The following is a 20,841-nucleotide window of genomic DNA, read 5'->3' as shown; positions in this document are numbered from 1 at the left end:
CCCCTCTTAAATATGATAAAATTATTTAATAATCAAATGTCTATAGGAGGTTTATTTATGCTTAAAAAATTATTTCTAAGCATCATTCGTATTTATCAGCGTTTCATCTCCCCTATGACACCACCAACATGTCGATTCTATCCTACTTGTTCTGAATATACTAAAGAAGCTATAGAAGTATATGGCGCATTTAAAGGTGGCTATATGGGAGTAAAACGTATTTTAAAATGCCATCCATTTCATGAAGGTGGATTTGATCCCGTACCTTTAAAAAAAGACAAACATACACATCATCATTCATAAACAGATAATGCATTTATATTAACTTTAGGGGGATTGAAATATATCAATCCTTCTTTTAATTTGCCTATGCCTTGTGTAAAGTCTGTTTCAAAATAATATCCATCTGGAGTAATATCTCCTGGATAAGACCCTTCTTTTGCTAATAAAGCAGTAAAATATCGACTAAGTCCATATTCATACATCCCACCAACGATCACTTTAATATCTTTCTCTTTTAATAAGTGAATGAGTTCTAGCGCTCTATCTATTCCTCCCAGTCTAAATGGTTTAACCACAACCGCAGTTATAGGATATTGATGAATAATTTTCAAAATTGATTGTACATCCGTTGCTTTTTCATCAATAGCAATAGCAGGATAATGCGTAACATCTATATAGCTTAAATCATTTAAATCTTTAAATGGTTCTTCAACGTATAGAAGATTGTGTTGATCAATCTCTTTTAATAATTGAAATTGTGACATATCCAGTGATTCATTTGCATCGAGTGCAAGACTAAATTCAAATGGAAGTTCATTGCGTAGCTTTTTTATATCGTTAATGAGATGAGAACTCCATTTTAATTTAATACGTGCTGGCTTTGTGTCTTTAAGTGTTTGTAATTGTGAAGAAGATAAACCACTTACTGTTGCCCCATATTCAACGTTAAAGCACGGTTGTGAATAAAACATCTGATAAACCGCCATCACAACAGTACATCTAGTAGCTGGATAACTATCTAATACATCAAGATAAGGTAACCAGTCACTAAATGTATTGAATGATTGATTTAAAATCTTTTTTGACCATTGTTGTATTCGTATTTTTACTGTCTCAATTGTTTCAGTATCATACCAATCCGTTTCAAATGCATTACATTCACCAAAATAATTTTTCCCTTCATCAGAAATAAATCGTACTATGAGTGCTTTACGATGTGTCATTTCGACTTTAGGCGTCGTAATCGGAGAATGAAACGGCGCGGTATAGTAATAAAATTGTATATCAATGATTTTCATTTAATGATCCTCAGTTCCAACTTTATTACGTTGTAATTTTCCAGTAGAAGTATAAGGTAATGCATTGACGTGTTGATATATCTTAGGAACTTTATATTTTGCTAAATGTTCTTGTAAAAAATTTATAAGATCATTAACCTCAATTGTTTCACTTGCGACATAGTAAAGCGCTGGAATCTGACCCCAAGTCTCATCTTCTTTAGGTACACATACTGCATCTATAATTCCATTGAATGTTTTAGCTACTGTTTCAATTTCATAAGGATAGATATTTTCTCCACCACTAATAATAAGGTCTTTACGTCGATCATAAACCATTACAAAACCATCACTGTCTATTTCTGCAATATCTCCTGTTTTAAAGAAACCATCTTCAAATGTGTTATCCAAATCTTTAGGATACAAATATCCGTTCATTACATTGTCGCCTTTGATAAGTAATTCACCATGTCCCTCTTCATTAGGTTGTTTAATACATACTTCAACATTATCACTTGGTTTACCTACTGTATCATATCGTTTAGCTAACATATCTGGCGAAGCGGTTAGGAACTGCGAACATGTTTCTGTCATTCCAAAAGAATTATAAATAGGTAATTGATAACTCAATGCCTGTTGTATGAGCGTGGATGATAATTTAGCACCCCCAAGTAATATTTTTTCAATTGAGTATGGTTTATTTAAACCAGCATCCATTAGCCACTTTAACGTTTGTGGCACAAGTGACACATGTGTAGGATATTCGTTTTTAATAATAGTCAACATATCTTCAGTATTATATTTATTTAATAAACGTACAGTAAATCCTTCAATCACAGCACGTAAAATCACGCTAAGTCCTGAAATATGATAAATTGGAAGAACCGATAACCATGTCGTTTGTTGATCAAATCCTAGACTTTCTTTACAACCTAATGCACTTGCATAGTGATTTTTAAATGTTTGAGGTACTGCTTTTTGGGGTCCTGTCGTCCCTGATGTAAACATAATAGATGCAATACGATGAATATCAAATTGTTTATGATTAGGCGTATCAGGATAATCATTGAGTTGATTAAATGAGAGAACTTGATGTGAAGATAAATCGAACTCTTTTGTAGTTAAAATAAGTTGAACATTCACTGAGTTCATTTGATTGGTCATTTCAGTTGTTGTTAATCGTGTATTGATCATTGCAATTTCAATTTGCGCTAACCAACATGCGTGCACTAAAATAACAGAATCAATATCGTTTCCAATATATAGTCCTACCCTACTTTCATTTAAAGATAATAATTTCTTTGAAAGCTGATACGCTGCAGAATATAATTGATTATATGTTAATGTATACTGACCATCTGTAACCGCGATTTTGTTTTTGTTTTTTATACTTTGCTCTTTTAACCAAAATTCCAAAATTCATTCCTCCAATAGTTATACACTCTATATTATAACGATTTTTAAATGACTTAACAGGACTCATGTTTGAATTTATTTTGTGATTGTTTTATTTTTAAAAAGATATTATCCATTTTAAGATAAATATAGTTGAATACTTGATATATCATATCTATAAAAAACTCAGAATGGAAAATAACCATTCTGAGCTACTGTACGGAGAGTAAGGGATTCGAACCCTTGAGACGCGATAAAGCGCCTACACACTTTCCAGGCGTGCTCCTTCAGCCAGACTCGGACAACTCTCCTCTATTCAATTAAATAAAAAAACAGAAGCGATGTTTCACTTCTGTTTATATGACTCCTACGGGACTCGAACCCGTGTTACCGCCGTGAAAGGGCGGTGTCTTAACCGCTTGACCAAGGAGCCATGGCTCCGCAGGTAGGATTCGAACCTACGACCGATCGGTTAACAGCCGATAGCTCTACCACTGAGCTACTGCGGAATAATTAAATTATGGAGCGGGTGATGGGAATCGAACCCACAACATCAGCTTGGAAGGCTGAGGTTTTGCCATTAAACTACACCCGCTTAATAACGATTATGGGGCGGTTGATGGGAATCGAACCCACGAGTGTCGGAACCACAATCCGATGCGTTAACCACTTCGCCACAACCGCCAAAGTGTAAATGGTTCAGGACAGAGTCGAACTGCCGACACATGGAGCTTCAATCCATTGCTCTACCAACTGAGCTACTGAACCTTAATCATAAGTCAAAAGTAATGGCGGTCTCGACGGGAATCGAACCCGCGATCTCCTGCGTGACAGGCAGGCGTGTTAACCGCTACACTACGAGACCTATAAAATTATGTATTGCGGGAGGCGGATTTGAACCACCGACCTTCGGGTTATGAGCCCGACGAGCTACCGAACTGCTCCATCCCGCGCCAATATTATTAGCACTTCAAATGAGTACTTAATTAATATATCATTTAAGTCACTGTAATGTCAACACTTTTTTTAAATAATTTTTACAATACGTTAATTATAAATTTAAATAATTATGAGATAATTATTTTTTAATTAGTGCTTTTTTCAATACTTTATTAGTATATATATTAAAACCTATATAGTCAATAAAAATTATAAATTAATTTGTGTAAAAAAACGCTACACTTAAAAAATTTTATTTTATGGGGATAATTTGGGTATAAAATCTCATAATTATTATTACTCTTTATATTACTATTTGATACTTTCCCGCTCTAACATTATTGTGTCATATATTTTTGCATTTTTTCTTGTAATTCACTGAAAGAAACAAAGCCTTCTTCTTCTAGGAAGTGCCCTCCTTCTTCAACAATTCGAATTGATCCTCCTAAAGCTTGTAATAACTTTTCAGTTTCTTTATAAGATACATGTTCATCATCTTTTGAAGCGAGACCGTGAAAGTGTTTCACCTTTTTCTTAACTTCATCATAATCAATGGTAATATGATCTAAATTAACAGATTCATCGATGTCTTGAGCATCTTCTTTAAATCCAGCAATACTAAAAAAGCCTTCTATTGGACGTTTTAAATCTAATTGTTCAATAAATTTCAAAGCAGCGATTGAACCATAGCCATGTGTTACAACATACGTATCGGGATGATTGATTTTAATTTGTTGTTTCATAGCCTTTAGCCACATATCTAATTTTTTGTTATCCGCTTTATCTAAATTAAACAATTGTACATTATATCCTTCGAGTGCTAAGTTATGTTTTAACCATTGATACCAATGATTTTGTGCATTTCCTATTTGTGAATGAACAATAATTACATCTGTCATTTTTTATTCCCCTTTTCTTCTTAATAATGACTATTTATTTTAAAATAAAGCACTTTAAAGAGACAAATGTAACCTCTAAAAAGTGCCTATTTACTATGCTTTATTTATAACTCGTCTATTAATTCTTCAACAGCATTTTTGCCTTGTTGAATACAATCAGGTAAACCTACCGCTTCAAAAGGTGCACCGGTAATGCGTAACCCGTTATATTGACGTTTTACATGATTTTGTATATTTCGAATTTGAGTCATATGACCGATATGATACTGTGGCATACTTTTTGGTAATCGATTCACTATGGTAAAATCTGGATCACCTTTAAACGTCATCATTTTACTTAAATCTCGACGTGCGATATTTACAATTTCTTCATCAGTATGGTCATCTACAACCGTATCGCCCGGTTTTCCTACATACGCACGTAATAATACTTTACCTTTTGGTGTGGTAAATGGCCACTTTTTAGTCGTCCAAGTACATGCAGTAATATCTGTATGACTGGTTCTTGCAATGACAAATCCAGTACCATTATAGCTATTTTCGATATTTTTCTCATCAAATGCAAATACAACCGTTGCAACTGTAGTAGAATCCATAGTATTAAAGTATTTAAATGCTGAATCATGATTAAACCATTTCATAAACGTTTGATGCGGTGTCGTAACAAGTAAACCATCAAACGTCTTTCGACTATTATGTGTAACAATCTCATAATTATCATTATGAATATGAATATCTTCTACTGGTGTATTATATTTGATGTGTACACCTTTTTGTTCAACATTTTTAGCTAGTGCTTCAATAAATGAACTTAGCCCATGTCTAAATTGTTTGAATTGTCCTTTAGGAGCACCTGGATAAAGCTGACGTTTTCTTGTACGTTCGCGTTTTTCATCTTTCATTCCTTTAATTAAACTACCATATGATTCTTCTTTATACTTGAAATTAGGAAATGTACTCATCAAACTTAATTGATCAATATCTGTTCCATAAATTCCTCCCATAAGGGGCTCAATCAAATTTTCCAGCATTTCGTTTCCTAAACGTTTTCTGAAGAATTCACCAACCGAAATATCATTTTCTATTTTAATAGGCGGAATAACTAAATCTAATCCTGCTCTTAATTTTCCTAAAGGGGAAATTAAACGTGTTTTTAAGAAAGGTTTAATATCTGTTGGAATTCCCATAATTGATCCGCCTGGAATAGGATACAATTGGTTCTTAGCAAAAATATAGGATTGTCCTGTTTGATTCGTAATTAAATCATCTTCAAGACCTATATCTTTTGCTAAATCTGTCATGATCGTTTTTCGACCTAAGTAGGATTCTGGACCAAGTTCAATAGTATAACCATCGCGTCGATAAGTTTGAATTTTACCTCCAGGTCTTGAAGTTGCTTCAAAAATAGTTACATCTATGTCTTCATTGTAATGTTTAAAATAATATGCACTGGCTAGACCTGTAATGCCAGCACCTATAATTGCAACTTTTTTACTCACAACATGTCCCTTCCTTTTTAAAAAACTGTTTTAATTTCGTCGACAATCGCACCTATAAATAACGGATTTGTATTAGGCATTTCTGGTCGATAGTAATTAGCACCAATGTCATCGCAAACAACTTTACACTCATAATCATTATCGTAAAGTACTTCAAGATGTTCACAAACAAATCCAACTGGTGTATAAATAAAGTTTTTATAATGATGTTCATTGTATAATTCCCTTGTTAAATCTTGTACATCAGGTCCTAACCAAGGCGTACCTGTATTACCCTCTGACTGCCAACCTTGCGCTACATGTTTAATATTTGTAGAAGCTTCTAAACGATCCATAGTATCTTTAATTTCATTAGGATAAGGATCATTATTACGTTCTATTAATCCTTTAGGTAAACTGTGCGCAGACACGATTAAAATTGTTTCATCATGTTCTTCTTCTGGAATTTCAGCTAATGTTTCATTTACTTTATTTGTCCAGTATTCAATAAATTTAGATTGTTGATAATAACGTTCAACATGATGTAGTTGTATACCATATTTATCCGCTTCTTCTTTAGCACGTTTATTATATGAACCTACTGAAAAACTTGAATAATGGGGAGCTAATACGACTGTAACAGCCTCTGTAATACCATCATTATGCATTTTTTCAACTGCTTCTTCAATATAAGGAGAAATATGTTTCAATCCTAAATATAATTTAAATTCTACATCATCATATGTTTTATTAAGTGCATCTGTAAGTGCTTTAGCTTGACGATCTGTCGTGCCTGCAAGTGGAGAAAGCCCACCTATAAATTCATAACGATTTTTTAAATCTTGAAGTTCTTCTTCTGTTGGTCTTTTACCATGTCGTATATCTGTGTAATATGGTTCAATATCACTTTCTTTATATGGCGTACCATATGCCATTACTAATAAACCTACTGTTTTAGTCATTCTTAAAACCTTCCCTTTTAAAAATAAATTTTTATGATTCTAATTTTATTTTTGCGTATAGTCATGAACCAGTTGTGTTACTTTTTTAAGTGTATCTGGTTGAACTTCTGGGAAAACGCCATGACCTAAGTTAAATATATGTTTACCTCTTTGCATTCCTTCATCAAGTATTGCTTTAACTCTTTTTTCTAATACATCCCATGGTGCTAGTAGTAATGAAGGATCTAAATTACCTTGTAATGTTTTATTTACACCTAATTGATCCGCTTTCAAAATAGATGTACGCCAGTCTAAACCTAAAACATCAATTGGCAAATCATTCCATTCATTAATGAGATGACTAGCCCCTACACCAAATAATATAACAGGAATATTATGATGTTCTTTAATTCCACGGACTAAACGATCCATAGATGGTTTTATATAATATCGATAATCCTGTACATTAAGTGCGCCTACCCATGAATCAAAAATTTGAATCAATTCTGCACCTGCTTCAACTTGAGCTGTTACATATTTAATTGAAACGTCTACAAGATGATTCATTAAAGCAAACCAAGTCTCTTCATCGCCATACATCATTGCCTTAGTAAATGTGTAGTTTTTAGAAGGTCCACCTTCAATCATATAAGATGCTAATGTAAAGGGAGCACCCGTAAATCCAATTAAAGGTACATTTAACTTTTCTTCAGTTAGAATTTTAATTGTTTCTAACACATAAGGCACATCTCTTTTAGGATCAATTTGAGTTAATTTTTCCACATCTTTCATAGATTTAATGGGATTGTGGATTACAGGACCTATACCAGATTGAATTTCAACATCTACTCCGATAGGTTTAAGTGGTGTCATAATATCTTTATATAACACAGCTGCATCAGTATTGTAATTATCAACAGGTAGATGTGTTACATATGCACAAAGTTCTGGTTGATGTGTAATATCAAAAAGTGAATACTTTTCTTTTAATTTGCGATATTCTGGTTGTGATCTGCCAGCTTGGCGCATAAACCACACAGGTGTGTGTGAGGTTGATTCCCCTTTAATTGTTTGTAAAATTGTATTATTTTTTTTATGCACCATTTTATCCTCCTAAATTAAAATCATTCTTATTCATAATATCACAACATAAAAGATTTCGCGTTTCTTAAATATTAAATGTCATAAAAATGACAAAGCACGTCTATCTATTCTTTAATTTTAAATTTGTAATTATAAGTGAATTGATTTAAATAAATTATTCACAATTTATTTTCTTATTTAAATTATTTATAATAGCTAGTCTTATCATTTAATCGTATAATATACATAAATAAAGGAGGTATGGCTTATGAAAATATATACAACTTATGGAACTTATGACTATTTAAATCAAATTCGTTTAAATCATCCTGAAAATCATCTGTTTATTTATTCAACTAATGATTCTTCAGTCATTATTGAAGAATCCGAAGATAAATCTATACTTAAACACCCTACTACTTATGAAGTTGTTAATGAAATCAATGAGCTTAATCATCAACATTTCTATTCAGCTATCTTCATTCCAAGTTCAGAAGATCATGTCAATCAACTAGAAAAACGTCTTTCGAATTTGAATTTAGATTTCAGTCAATTTGCTGGTTTTAAAAGCTATCGTTTCTTACGACCTGAAGAAGGTACTACTTATAAAATTTACTTTGGCTTCGCTAATCGTCAAACATACGAAGATTTTAAATCATCTGATATGTTTAATGATTATTTTTCTAAAGAAGCATTAAGACATTATTTTGGCTCAAGCAGTCAACATTCAAGTTATTTTGAAAGATATTTATATCCTATTAATGATTAACATAAAAAGAGGAAGCTTAAGTATGTGTTTAATACATCTTAAGTTCCCTCTTTTTTTAATCTCTTAATAAAGTTTCCTGATATTGCAATTTTTTAATCGTACTTCTAATCGTTAACCATCCTACAATAAAGAATACAATTGCAAAAAAGAAGTATTTTATATAAAAGATGATAAAAATGATTGCGAAAATAATACCTATCATAATCATAAGGCGATATAAGAATTTTTCATATCCTTTGATCACTTCACTATCTGATACAGGCCAAACCTGAGGCCATAGTCCATACGCTTGCTGCGTATAAAACTGAGACATTTGCAATAAAATAATATACATAAATAAACTACCAATAATAATAGAAACAAGTGGATGAGACAGCCAAATCATAAGTACAAGTGCAATGACAACAAGTCGAAGAATAATACTTAATGCATCTTTTCCTCTTACAAAACTTCTCACAAATAAATAAAGATACATATTGTGCGAATTAAAACGACGTCCTTTGGGTGTGGGTAAAAGAAAATCTAAATATTTGCGTCTTGCTGCATTTTTTTTTAAATGCTTAACATCTGTAAACATATTTACAAATTTATAATAATTTGTATGATGTCTTTCTTCTACTGAAATCAACTGTTCCCATGGAAATAACGTAAGACTCTTAAATTTAGGTATAAGGTACGCCATGCCAAAGAAAATTATTGTTAATAAAATGGCAAAATATAATTGTTTCCCTAAAATTAGATAATACGTTATAAAATTAAGTGAAAATATTAAGACATTTAATATCCATTGAGACAATCTCGCACGATACCATTGCCATTTTAAGCGTAGTCCTAAAATAGGATGAATAAGCGCTAATACACTCATCACGATATAAGATACAACTAATTGTTGATTAAGCTTATAAAACAATGGAAATAATACAATTAATAACACTATTTGTAATATTATACGGTTAAAATAACTATATCTTAGGCCTAATTTTATATAATCTTCCATATTCTTCTCAAAAGGAAGCAAAAATAACTTGTCAGCATCTTTTAAAAATGTTCGAAATGGAAAGATTGAAGTTAAAGCAATTACAATACTTGCTAAGAATGCATAATCTATATTTTTAGGAATATGTTGTAACCATTGACCATAACCTAATATGAAGGCTCCTAATAAAATAACTAAGAATACAGTAAAGTGACCATTAAAAATAAATTTATTATAATAATGTTTTTCTTTTTTTATTGCGTCATAACGTTGTTTAAATAATGCTATGGCTTCATTATTCATGTCGTTTGACCACCTTGCGTAACATGGATATAAATATCATCAAGAGTTTGATCTTTAAGACCCGTTTGTTCTCGTAGTTCCTCTAAATTTCCAAAAGCAACCACTTTTCCTTTATCTAAAATAATGAATCGATCACAATATCTTTCAGCAGTTGCAAGAATATGGGTACTCATTAGTACTGTACGCCCTTCATTTTTCTTTTCAACCATCAAATCAAGCATGGATTGTATACCTAATGGATCCAAACCAAGAAATGGTTCATCAATAATATAAAGTTCAGGATCGACAATAAATGCGCATATAATCATTACTTTTTGTTTCATTCCTTTTGAAAAATGGCTAGGAAAAACATTAAGTTCATTTTCAAGTCTAAATGTTTTTAGTAGAGGACGTGCACGTTTCATTGCTTCTTCCTTACTTATTTGATAAGCCATAGCAGTCATGGCTATATGTTCTTCTAATGTTAATTCTTCATAAATGACTGGTGATTCAGGAATATATGATAGTTTACGACGGTAGATTTCGATATCATCATTAATATTGGTATCTGAAATAGAAAGTGTTCCTTCCATTGGCGTTAATAATCCAAGCATGTGCTTAATGGTCGTACTTTTTCCAGCGCCATTGAGACCAATTAATCCTACTATTTCACCTTTTTTTAATTCAAAATTTATATTTTCAATAACAGGACGTTTACCATATCCTCCTGTTAAATGTTCAACTTTAACTGTCATAAGGCACCTCCATGAGTTATATTGTACCAAAATCATTATATAACTACTAAGGTTTGCTATAACTCATTAGCGAATTTTTAAAATAACAATGTTATAATAATGAGTAAAAATAGGTTAAAGGAGTGCATTTAATTATGTCAGAAACTGTTTTTGGTAAAATTCTTACTGGTGAAATTCCAAGCTATAAGGTTTATGAGAACGATTATGTTTATGCATTTTTAGATATTTCTCAAGTTACTAAAGGACACACACTTTTAATTCCGAAGAAAGCTTCTCCTAATATTTTTGAAACTGATGAAGAAACAATGAAACACATTGGAGCTACTATTCCAAAAGTAGCAAATGCCATTAAAAAAGCATTTCAACCTGATGGATTAAACATTATTCAAAATAATGGTGAATATGCTGATCAGTCAGTATTTCATTTGCATTTCCATTTCCTACCTCGATATAAAAATGATATCGATGGTTTTGGTTATCAATGGGAAACTCATGAAAATGAAATTAGCGATGAACAGAAAAAAGATATTGCTGAACAAATTAAAGCTCAATTTGAATAATTCTGCATATTGAATATCATTTATGGGTAATATAAAATGAAATCAATATGTCAATGTAATAATTATAGTAAGTAGCTTAAGTCAATCGTTACTTACTTCATAAAATGATATGATTTATTCTATAATCGACATAATAGTGAGGAGAATAAAAAATGAAAGTTACACGTGTATTATTTGGTATCGGTGTGGGACTTGCTTCTGGTATTGCTGTATCATGGATGAATCGTGATCAACAAAGATATAATGCTAATGCCTCTGGACAAAAAGTTCCTACTGGTGCTCGCTCAGAATTAGAACGAGAAATCGAAACAATTAAACGTAGTTTCTATAATATTATTGATTATAGTAAGCAAGTGAAAAATGACGGTGTACAACAAGGTAGCGACATTGCTAACGAATTTAAGACTTTAATCGGAGATTTTAAATCTGATATCAATCCTAATATTGAAAAATTAAAATCTCATATTGAAAATCTTCAAAATCGTGGCGAAGAAATTAGTAATACATTTTCAGAAGATAAGAATAATAACAAATAGAACTCTAACATTGAGCTCAATTTGGCTATGAAGAAATTTATATTAATAGATTTCTTTATGGCTTTTTTTATAAATATACAATCTAATATAAAAACATTGCTCTATATTACAATAGCTATTAAAAATTGTCTTGACGATAACTCAAGTTAGTTAGATAATACCTATCGTATATTAAACGACCTATTTTCGAGGTGGAGTTATGTTTTTATGTAAACGTCATATAGATATCCATGCGCGATTTGGTGTTCCAAGAATTGCGTTTTTAAGTATTGTAACAACTATTATTGCGTTTTTAGTTAGTTATGAGATTATGTATTATTTTGTAAAAACGCCTTTATCAGATAAATACTTTTTACTTCTAATATTATTTATCATTCTTATGTACCCTATTCACAAAACAATACATTTATTCTTCTTTTTACCTTATATTCATGCGTTTAGATGGCACAAGTTAAATAAGAAAAAATGGCTTCCTTATTTTAATACGTATGTGAATACGCCTGTCCGCAAGTTTTATTTTTGCATTAATCTTATTTTGCCATTTTTAATAATTACAAGCATTTTAATTTTCCTAACTTATCATTTTCCAAGTTATGGACATTATTTTATGTTCTTATTTGCCTTAAATCTTGGTTTATCAGTTATGGATTTTTTATATTTAAAAATTATTCTTTTTTCAAAAGAAGGACAATTTGTTGAAGAACACCAAACAGGCATTAATTTACTGACAAAAGTGCCATTCCATTCAAAGTTCTAATATATAAAGAAGGGTAATTATAAACGTATTCACTCAAAATTAAAATACAGTCTACTGGTTATTTTGAATATATTAAAAAGTCTATGATATTGAATGATATCGTAGACTTTTTTTAAATTATTTTTCATCTAATACTTTAGTTGTAAATCACCTTTTATTAATTGGTGGAATAATTATATTATGTTATAGTAACTTTGTTAACATACAAAAAGGAGCTATCAACTATGAAAATTATGAATAAACTCATTGTCCCTGTTACAGCAGGTGTTTTATTACTTGGAGGATGTAGTTCTGATTCTACAGATTCTAAAGATAATACATTAATTTCTTCAAAAGCTGGTAATGTAACCGTTAAAGATGTTATGGATAAAATTGGTAAAGATCAAATTGCTAGCACATCATTTAGTATTGAGTTAAATAAAATATTAGCTGATAAATATAAAGACAAAGTAGATACTAAGCGTATCGATGATGATATTAAAAAAGAAGAAAAACAATATGGTGGTAAAGATCAATTTGAAAGTATGCTAAAACAACAGGGTATGACCCTTGATGATTACAAAGAACAGAAAAGACTATCTGCTTACCAAAAACAATTACTTAATGATAAAGTTAAAGTGTCTGACAAAGAAATAAAAGATGATACTAAGAAAGCATCACACATTTTAATTAAAGTTAAATCTGATAGTGATAAAGAAGGTTTATCAGATAAAAAAGCAAAAGCAAAAGCTGAAAAAATTCAAAAAGAAGTTGAAAAAAATCCAAATAAATTTGATGACATTGCCAAAAAAGAATCAATGGATTCTGCTTCAGCTAAAAAAGGCGGGTCATTAGGTTATGTTATTAAAGGACAAATGGTCGATAAATTTGATAAAGCTTTATTTAAACTAAAAGAAGGTCAAATTTCTGACATTGTTAAAACAGAATACGGCTATCACATTATCAAAGCTGATAAAGAAGATGACTTTAATAAACAAAAATCTCAATTAAAAACAAAAATTATTGAACAAAAAGTTCAAAAAAATCCAAAACTATTGACAAATGCTTATAAAGACTTATTGAAAGAATACAACGTAGATTATAAAGATAGCGATATTAAAAAATCTGTAGAAGATACTATACTTAATCCAGAAAAATTAAAAGAACAACAAAGTAGTAGTGCTTCATCAGGATTATCTTCATAATTTTCATAAATCAAAAAGGTCGGAACAATATGTTCCGACCTTTTTTCGTCTATTAATATTAATCTAATTTCTCTGGATTATAAAATTGACGGTTATCCATACCAAAGATTCTTTCAGTAAATTGTCCTTTTTCAGTTTTCTTAAATGCTTTATCGAACATATTCATTTTTGCATCAATATTGTCAATAAAGAATAAAATTTCTGCTTCTTTTAGATGTGGCAATTTAGGAGAACCAAACTCCATTTTTCCATGGTGTGCTAAAATCATATGTCGCAATAACATGACTTCTTCACTATCAATACCAAGTTCTTTTGCCCCCTCAGCAACTTCATCACTTGCTATTGAAATATGTCCAAGCAAATTACCTTCTACCGTATACGTTGTTGCAACTGGTCCACTTAATTCTCTTACTTTACCAATATCGTGTAAAATAATCGCGCTATATAACAAACTTCTATTTAATAATGGGTAGATATCACACAATGATTTTGCAATTTTTAACATCGTTAATACATGATAGCTTAATCCTCCTGCAAAGTTATGATGATGAGAACTTGCTGCAGGATAAGTAAAGAATTTATCTTGATATTTTTTTAATAAATGACGTGTAATACGTTGTAAATGTGCATTTTCAATTTCTAAGATAAAATGTGATAACTCATCTTGAATTTCGTTAGGTGAAAGTGGCGCACCATCTACAAAGTCTTGAGTTTTCACTCCATCTTCTGCTGTTGCTAATCGAAATTGATTGACTTTCATTTGTTTACGGCCACGATAGTTAATAACATCCCCTTTTACCCATACAATTATTTCTGGTTTAAGGATTTTCATATCATCTTTTGTGACAGTCCATAGTTTAGCTTCAATATCTCCACTTTTATCTTGAAGATATAATGTCATATAGTCTTTACCTTGTGCTGTTACACCTTGTGTCGCTCTGTGGATTAAGAAAAAATTCTCCACCGAATCACCAGGATTTAATTTTTCTACGTTTCTCATCGTTTCCCGCCTTCCTCTTTTTTATTTAATATCAGCATTTCTCGAGAAGGAATCGTAGTATCTTTTGTACAAGTAAAGTACAATACTTGATGTTCTTGAGATAATTCTCTTAAATAGTTTAACATCATTGATTTTCTTTGTTTATCAAAATGTACGAATGCATCATCAATGATAATTGGGAATGGATAATATGGTTTCAACACCTTAATTAAACTAAGTCTCAATGAAATATATAGCAACTCTTTCGTTGATTGACTTAATTCAAGTGGATGATACATTTGTCCATTTCGATGTTTAACTTTAATTGAATCATTTTCATAAGTAATTAGATTATATTTACCATCAGTTAATGTTTTGAAAATATTAATGGCTTCATTTATCACATATGGTAGTCGTTTATCTTTAATTTGTTTAATGTGCTCATTAATTAGTGTCTCAAGATAACTTAAGCTCGCCCAATCTTTAGCAATATCATTCATTCTATTTTTTAAATTATAATATTGATGACGCAATTGAGATAGTGTTTTATCTGTTTCCATTTGATTAATACGTGCAGAAAGTTCACTCACTTCAGTTTGTTTCTCCAAATATTTATCATTATAATCATCAACTTGTTGAGCTAACATTTGATCTTCTTCTTCTAATTGAGCAGTTGTTTTTTCACTTAAAACAGAACTATCTTCATAAGAGAATTCGTGATTACTCAAATAAGTAGATAAATCATTGAATCGTGATAGTTGTTGTTGATAACGTTGATAAGCTTCGTAATGTTGATAATACTGCTCTTCATTTTGAACTTCAATATATTTAAACAACTCGTTTATAGTCGTTTTATTTTCATCCAAACGACTTTCTAACTGTTTTAATTCTTTACTTAATAGGGTTAATTGATTTTGCAATTGAGATTTCTTTTCTTTTTTACTTTCATACTGAGAAATCCAACCTTTCAAATCATTAAATAATGAAATTTTATTAAACTCGTCGAAACTATCTTTAGTAACATCTTGAGCATGCTCATAGAAGTTAATTAAATTTTGATTTAACTCTATGTTCTCTAATAATAATTTATTAAGTTGTTTATCATTAACTTTAAGTTGATTCATTGTTTTCAAACTATCTACTAAACGTTCATCTGACATTTTATCAGATACTTTAATGTCTTGTTTGATTTCAGAAATATCCTGTGCTAATGCATCAATTGAAGACTGAATATCTGATAAAATCGAATGTTGATGATTAAGTTTATTAGAAAGTACTGATTTAGTATTATTAGCATTATTCCAACGTTCACGCAATTGGTACTGATCATCTAGATTAAAATCTAAATCGTATTTATCTTCGAGTGCTTTAAGTTGTTGTTCTAAATCACTAATTTCCTCACTAATTGTTTCACTATAATCAATATCTTTATTTTTACTAAAGAATAAACCTACTAAAAATATCACAGTGAGAATTGCAAAAATAATACTAAAAGTGATACTAGTTGTAATAAATGCAAAAATAGTCAAACCAGCACTCATCAAAGCCAAAATGATAAAGCTGATTTTCAACCATTGATATTGCTTTTGTTTTCTTTCTTTTTCTGATTCAAAGGAAGCTTTTAATTTTGAGTATAAACTTTCTTTTTCATGTAATTCTATTTTTTGCTGATTATATTCTTTTTTCTTTTCAAGTGCTGTTTCAGAAACTAGTTCACTTTCTAATAACTTAATTTCCTTTTCAATTTCCTTTTTTTCAATATTATGCTCACCAATCATACGTTCAACTTGTTGCTTTTGATTTAATTGGTGATTATGATTTTTAATTTTTTCACTTATATAATCTTTCATTGTTTCAGAAGTATCCGCTTCATGATAAACTTCATTCCAACCGATATCATCTTTTAATGTTTGCTGAGAACGTTCGAAAGTTTCTATTTCCTTTTTTAAAGCCTTAGCTTTTAATTCAGATTGCTTGATATCACTCTCTTGTTGATAAAGATGATACATATCACTCACAGTTCTATCATCAGGCATCTGAATTAAATTAAATTCATTTTCTAGTTGTCTTATCTTCTCATCCCTTAATCCTATATCTCGATCAAGTGATTGTTTATATTTTAATGCAGTTTCATATCGTTCAATACCTTGCTCTGGGAATTTCAACGGTTCGATATTTAAATGATGCTCAAGCGATTTCCATTCTTGCGCATGAGCATGAAGTCCTAACTGCTTTTGCTTATTTTCATGCATTTTTGATAATTGCTTAAGATTTTCTTTTAAATGAGAAAGATGGCGTTCTGATTTATCTTTTTCATCTATAAGACGTTGATATTCGTCTAATTTGGTTTCTTCATCTCTTATTTGTGCTTCTAATTGTTTTAGTTCTTCAATTTGTTGATTTAGAATTGGGTTCTTTCCAGCTTTTTTATAAAGCGTAGTTTTTTTCTGATTAACAATTTGCCCCATAGATGTAAATTCAGAAGATCCTAAAGCACCAGCTTCTAATAAATAGCTTTGTAATTGTTGTTCATCTAAATTTCGATGTATATCTTGTAAACCAAGTACATTAAATGAAAATATTCCTTGATATGTCTTTTTTGAAATATAGTTTAATTTCTTCTTAAGCCATGCTTCATCTCTTATCAATCCATTTTCTAAATAAACTTTTACGTCACCTTGAGCACTACCTTTTACACGCTCAACTTCAATTTCTGATTTGTCATCTAAAATAAGCGTTAGCTTGCCCCCATACTGATTTCCCAATCTAGGTTCTAAACGCGGTTCTTTTTCTTTCTTTGTGGGAAAACCAAATAAAATTGAATGAATAAATGATTGTATGGTTGATTTACCTGCTTCATTTTCCCCATAAATTTCGGTAAAAGTCTGATTTAATTCAATCTTACGTTGTACGAATTGACCATAACCGTATATTTCAAGTGATTTAATAATCAATTTCTTCACCTCTCATATCTGCTTTCAATATTTTCTCAGCTCGATGAATGAGTTTTGCCTTATTGAAAGTGGTGTAGTCTTCTAAATATTTTGAAGCTCTTGGATTTAAATATAAATCTGTCATTGCCTCTTCAAACACTTTGTCATCGTTTATGAGTTCATTAGAAAATTCATTTATAAGAGGTGTTTCTTCATTCTGTATATAATTAAGAATCATATCTTCAATGACAATAAAATCATGTTCATTTTCTTCATATTCACTAATCATTTCTCTTATTTGAAGAATATCTTGTGTTGATAAAATTTTGTCATTATCTATATTAATCGTCAATCTATAAAATGCTTTACCTTGTTCACGAACTTGTTTCTTAAACTTTTGAATTTCCTCATAGATACCTTGTTTTGAAATTTTATCAGTCTTAATTGTAGCTTCTTCAAAACGTATAAACTGAGTTGGGATAAAAGTTGTTTCAAGATGTAGATGATCCCCTTCTACAAGCAAACAACCTTTAGTTCCTAATTCACCAAAGTGACGACCTTGAATGTTACCTGAATAGTGAATAGGCGGCATATCACTTAGTTCTTGACGTTGATGAATGTGACCGAGTGCCCAATAATGATACAGTTTATGATTAAGATCTTCTAACATAAATTCAGTATAACGCTGTTTTATGTTAGATTTACTATAAGTTCCATGAAGCATTCCTATATGTATACCATTACTTCCTTGACTAGATGGATATTCATCAATTTTATTTTCATAACTTGTATTGTTTTGATAACTAAAACCATGAATATAAATTTGTTCTCCAGCTTTGGTAATCGCTTGATAGGTTTCAACACGATTTGAAAATACTGATACATTATTAGGCCAATTATCTGTAATTCTAGTTGTTAAAGGATCATGATTCCCATGACATATGTATACAAATATTTGTTCTTTTTCTAGACGTTTAAATTGCTCTTTTAAAAAAATTTCAGCACGTAATGTGCGATTTTCACTATCAAATAAATCTCCTACAATCAACATAAAATCAACATCTTCTTTTAATGCTACATCTACAATTTTTTTAAAGCTCTCATAGGCACTTTTTTGTACATCTTTGAAAATACTTGTCGATAATTGTTGTTTAGATTTAAAAGGGCTATCAAGATGCAAATCTGCACAGTGAATAAATTTAACCATTAATTTAAGCTCCTTAATTGTTTGATAAGGTATCTTTATGTATTACTATATTTTACCATATCTTATGAATATGGGTCGATGAACTTTGACATAAAAAAACTACGCGATTTTATGAAAAAATCGCGTAGTGTCCATTACTTAAATTATTAATTAGTCAACGTAAATTTCGTCTAAAGGTTTTACAATAATTTGATTAATTTCTTGGAAAACTTGACTCATTTTTTGTTCTGCTTGCATTAATTGTGAAATATTTTCATCTTTTTCAATAGCTTGAGCTTGTTCTTGAGCTTTAGCTAATTCTTCTTCAGGAATTTCTTGACCTTGCATTTGTTTTTGTTGGAAATTCATTTGAGTTTCACGGAACTCATCGAATAATTTTTTAGATTCTTCATTTTCTTTAACTTTAGCAAAAGCATCTTTAATAGCTTTGTATTCATCACTATCTCTTAATGCTTGTTCTAGTTGATTTGCATAATCATATAAATTTACTGCCATTTTAAATTGCACTCCTTCGTGTAATAATGATATTTTGACAACTCTTTAATACCATAACATATTATGATTAGTTATACAAAAATTGCGATTAAACCTTGGAAAAGACCAATCATACCACCTAAAATAAATCCTAATAAGGTAATTAATTTTAATTCTTTATTAGCAATTTCAATAATCAACTTTTCAATGTAATCTAAATCAAATGTATTGATTTGATCTTCTACTAGTTTACGTAGATTAATTTTTTGCATTATCGTTGAGAGATGTTTGGATGCTTGACTAATAATAAGTTGTGTAACTTTATCTGATAACGTTGTCTCTAAATATTGCATTAATCTTGGTGATAGTTGATTAAGTGGTTTATCTATTTTTTCATTTAAATTTAAATATGAAGTAATAAGTAATGTAACTGAGTCTGATAGTTTTGAAAATTGAGCCTCATCAATGATTTTCTTAAGTGATTGTCGTTTCAGCGTCTCATATTCATTATCAATCACTTGGTTTACAATACGTTTTGCTTTAGGATGATTGGTTAAACGAATCAATTCATGTTGGATTCTATCTGCAATACTTTCTTTTGTCATAAACATTTGTAGTAATCCAACGATTTTACCTTTTTCATTAAAAAATGTATCGAGCATGTCATAAATATCACGAGCGCCTTTATCAGATGACAGATAAACACGAGCTCTTTCGCATAATAAATCTCCTAATGGCTCGACTTTCTTATCAATCATTCGCTTAGTTTCTTTTGGTAGTAACTTAATCACTTCTTCATTTCGATGTTCATTATAAAAAGCTAATAGCTTTTGTGAAATTGTATCTTCTAATTTCTCATTGACTAAGTAATCTATTTTAACATCAAACTTCTCAGCAAAGTAACGAATTGTAGCTTGATCACTTTTTAATTTCGCTATTTGCTCCTTAACTAATTCATTAATTGTTTCTTTAGTTTTCGTTTCATTTAGTTTGTTGTGAATCAAAGTTTCTGTAATGAGATGTTCTTCAATCACTTGCCCTATCTTTGTAGCTATTTCATCTCTTCTTTTAGGTATTAAACCAGGTGTAAATGGAATTCGCATATTAAATATATAATGAGCTTTATAGGGATGAAACAACATTCTAATAGCTATAACATTCGTGACACCACCAATGATTGCTCCTATTACTATCATAAAGATGACTACTAATACTGCTTGCATTTAAATAACTCCTTAATTTTTATATAAGCAATAGCAAAATTATACCATGACAAATGTAAACTGCATAACTTAATAGTTCAACGTACATTTATATTTACAAATTTTTGAAATAAAAAAATAATGAATTCATCGCAAAATTACAGTGAATTCATTATTAATTGAAAATAGTGATTCAGTTGAAGGTCAACTCT

At 30.3% G+C, this 20,841-nt stretch carries 19 protein-coding genes and 8 tRNA genes; 6 read left to right on the top strand and 21 right to left on the bottom strand.

Annotated elements, in window-relative coordinates; all coding sequences use genetic code 11:
- The first annotated feature begins 57 nt into the window (after positions 1-57).
- Positions 58-303 carry a membrane protein insertion efficiency factor YidD gene (gene yidD / locus MHI13_RS04895; protein ID WP_019835282.1) on the top strand — a complete coding sequence of 82 codons (246 nt, stop codon included), beginning with the start codon at positions 58-60 and terminating at the stop codon, positions 301-303.
- On the opposite strand, the gene menC is transcribed toward yidD, so the two are convergent.
- The 14 genes from menC to hemE form a co-directional block, all read right to left on the bottom strand.
- Complete coding sequence (gene menC, locus MHI13_RS04890) at positions 294-1,301, bottom strand: o-succinylbenzoate synthase (protein ID WP_017176377.1); 1,008 nt, start codon at positions 1,299-1,301, stop codon at positions 294-296. The two genes, yidD and menC, sit on opposite strands and share 10 nt — an antisense overlap.
- Complete coding sequence (gene menE, locus MHI13_RS04885) at positions 1,302-2,696, bottom strand: o-succinylbenzoate--CoA ligase (protein WP_054105676.1); 1,395 nt, start codon at positions 2,694-2,696, stop codon at positions 1,302-1,304.
- Between the two features lie 199 nt (positions 2,697-2,895).
- Positions 2,896-2,986, bottom strand: a tRNA-Ser gene (locus tag MHI13_RS04880).
- A 50-nt stretch (positions 2,987-3,036) separates the two neighbouring features.
- Positions 3,037-3,108: transfer RNA gene (locus tag MHI13_RS04875), tRNA-Glu, on the bottom strand.
- A 1-nt stretch (position 3,109) separates the two neighbouring features.
- A tRNA-Asn gene (locus MHI13_RS04870) sits at positions 3,110-3,184 on the bottom strand.
- 12 nt (positions 3,185-3,196) lie between these two features.
- Positions 3,197-3,270 (bottom strand) — tRNA-Gly (locus MHI13_RS04865).
- Positions 3,271-3,283: 13 nt separating this feature from the next.
- Positions 3,284-3,359 (bottom strand) — tRNA-His (locus MHI13_RS04860).
- A gap of 11 nt (positions 3,360-3,370) precedes the next feature.
- Positions 3,371-3,443 (bottom strand) — tRNA-Phe (locus MHI13_RS04855).
- Between the two features lie 21 nt (positions 3,444-3,464).
- A tRNA-Asp gene (locus MHI13_RS04850) sits at positions 3,465-3,540 on the bottom strand.
- A gap of 14 nt (positions 3,541-3,554) precedes the next feature.
- Positions 3,555-3,628, bottom strand: a tRNA-Met gene (locus MHI13_RS04845).
- A 324-nt stretch (positions 3,629-3,952) separates the two neighbouring features.
- Complete coding sequence (locus tag MHI13_RS04840) at positions 3,953-4,513, bottom strand: RBBP9/YdeN family alpha/beta hydrolase (RefSeq protein ID WP_019835695.1); 561 nt, start codon at positions 4,511-4,513, stop codon at positions 3,953-3,955.
- Positions 4,514-4,617: 104 nt separating this feature from the next.
- Complete coding sequence (hemY, locus tag MHI13_RS04835) at positions 4,618-6,012, bottom strand: protoporphyrinogen oxidase (RefSeq protein ID WP_145423158.1); 1,395 nt, start codon at positions 6,010-6,012, stop codon at positions 4,618-4,620.
- A gap of 17 nt (positions 6,013-6,029) precedes the next feature.
- Positions 6,030-6,953 carry a ferrochelatase gene (gene hemH, locus MHI13_RS04830; protein WP_019835694.1) on the bottom strand — a complete coding sequence of 308 codons (924 nt, stop codon included), beginning with the start codon at positions 6,951-6,953 and terminating at the stop codon, positions 6,030-6,032.
- 45 nt (positions 6,954-6,998) lie between these two features.
- Complete coding sequence (gene hemE / locus MHI13_RS04825) at positions 6,999-8,036, bottom strand: uroporphyrinogen decarboxylase (protein ID WP_017176382.1); 1,038 nt, start codon at positions 8,034-8,036, stop codon at positions 6,999-7,001.
- A gap of 247 nt (positions 8,037-8,283) precedes the next feature.
- Between hemE and MHI13_RS04820 the strand changes: the two genes are divergently transcribed.
- Positions 8,284-8,784, top strand: a complete 501-nt coding sequence (locus tag MHI13_RS04820; protein ID WP_017176383.1) for an antibiotic biosynthesis monooxygenase — start codon at positions 8,284-8,286, stop codon at positions 8,782-8,784.
- Between the two features lie 55 nt (positions 8,785-8,839).
- Here the strand turns inward: MHI13_RS04820 and ecsB are convergent, their stop codons facing one another.
- Together ecsB and ecsA are read right to left on the bottom strand one after the other, a co-directional pair.
- A complete protein-coding gene (ecsB, locus tag MHI13_RS04815; protein ID WP_145423156.1) occupies positions 8,840-10,063 on the bottom strand; it encodes an ABC transporter permease EcsB in 1,224 nt (407 codons plus the stop codon).
- Positions 10,060-10,797, bottom strand: coding sequence for an ABC transporter ATP-binding protein EcsA (ecsA, locus tag MHI13_RS04810; RefSeq protein ID WP_048761762.1), 738 nt, complete (start codon positions 10,795-10,797; stop codon positions 10,060-10,062). Before ecsA ends, ecsB begins: the two co-directional genes overlap by 4 nt.
- Before the next feature lie 134 nt (positions 10,798-10,931).
- Here ecsA and MHI13_RS04805 point away from each other — a divergent pair, with 134 nt between their 5' ends.
- The 4 genes from MHI13_RS04805 (at position 10,932) to prsA (ending at position 13,834) form a co-directional block, all read left to right on the top strand.
- Entirely contained in the window at positions 10,932-11,357 is a 426-nt protein-coding gene (locus MHI13_RS04805) for an HIT family protein (RefSeq protein WP_145423154.1), read from the top strand.
- A 152-nt stretch (positions 11,358-11,509) separates the two neighbouring features.
- Positions 11,510-11,893 carry a YtxH domain-containing protein gene (locus MHI13_RS04800; RefSeq protein ID WP_002449632.1) on the top strand — a complete coding sequence of 128 codons (384 nt, stop codon included), beginning with the start codon at positions 11,510-11,512 and terminating at the stop codon, positions 11,891-11,893.
- A 199-nt stretch (positions 11,894-12,092) separates the two neighbouring features.
- Positions 12,093-12,650 (top strand): DUF3267 domain-containing protein, encoded by a 558-nt coding sequence (locus MHI13_RS04795; protein ID WP_017176387.1) that lies wholly within the window; start codon positions 12,093-12,095, stop codon positions 12,648-12,650.
- Positions 12,651-12,874: 224 nt separating this feature from the next.
- The gene (gene prsA / locus MHI13_RS04790; RefSeq protein WP_017176388.1) at positions 12,875-13,834 is read left to right on the top strand and encodes a peptidylprolyl isomerase PrsA; all 960 of its coding nucleotides are present in this window, start codon (positions 12,875-12,877) and stop codon (positions 13,832-13,834) included.
- 58 nt (positions 13,835-13,892) lie between these two features.
- On the opposite strand, the gene yhaM is transcribed toward prsA, so the two are convergent.
- The 5 genes from yhaM to MHI13_RS04765 all read right to left on the bottom strand — a co-directional run bounded on the left by yhaM (position 13,893) and on the right by MHI13_RS04765 (position 20,650).
- Positions 13,893-14,834 carry a 3'-5' exoribonuclease YhaM gene (gene yhaM / locus MHI13_RS04785; RefSeq protein ID WP_145416798.1) on the bottom strand — a complete coding sequence of 314 codons (942 nt, stop codon included), beginning with the start codon at positions 14,832-14,834 and terminating at the stop codon, positions 13,893-13,895.
- Positions 14,831-17,767 carry an AAA family ATPase gene (locus tag MHI13_RS04780; RefSeq protein WP_145422708.1) on the bottom strand — a complete coding sequence of 979 codons (2,937 nt, stop codon included), beginning with the start codon at positions 17,765-17,767 and terminating at the stop codon, positions 14,831-14,833. The genes yhaM and MHI13_RS04780 overlap by 4 nt, the downstream gene beginning before the upstream one ends.
- Positions 17,757-18,953 carry a DNA repair exonuclease gene (locus MHI13_RS04775; protein ID WP_017176391.1) on the bottom strand — a complete coding sequence of 399 codons (1,197 nt, stop codon included), beginning with the start codon at positions 18,951-18,953 and terminating at the stop codon, positions 17,757-17,759. The genes MHI13_RS04780 and MHI13_RS04775 overlap by 11 nt, the downstream gene beginning before the upstream one ends.
- Before the next feature lie 150 nt (positions 18,954-19,103).
- Entirely contained in the window at positions 19,104-19,448 is a 345-nt protein-coding gene (locus MHI13_RS04770) for a YlbF/YmcA family competence regulator (RefSeq protein WP_017176392.1), read from the bottom strand.
- A 71-nt stretch (positions 19,449-19,519) separates the two neighbouring features.
- Positions 19,520-20,650: a DUF445 domain-containing protein gene (locus tag MHI13_RS04765; RefSeq protein WP_017176393.1), complete on the bottom strand. Its 1,131-nt coding sequence runs from the start codon at positions 20,648-20,650 to the stop codon at positions 19,520-19,522.
- Positions 20,651-20,841 lie beyond the last annotated feature (191 nt).

The sequence above is a fragment of the Staphylococcus sp. FSL K6-0223 genome (assembly GCF_038008285.1).
Note: the sequence above shows the minus strand (reverse complement) of the source record. Positions and strands in the feature narration are given on the sequence as shown.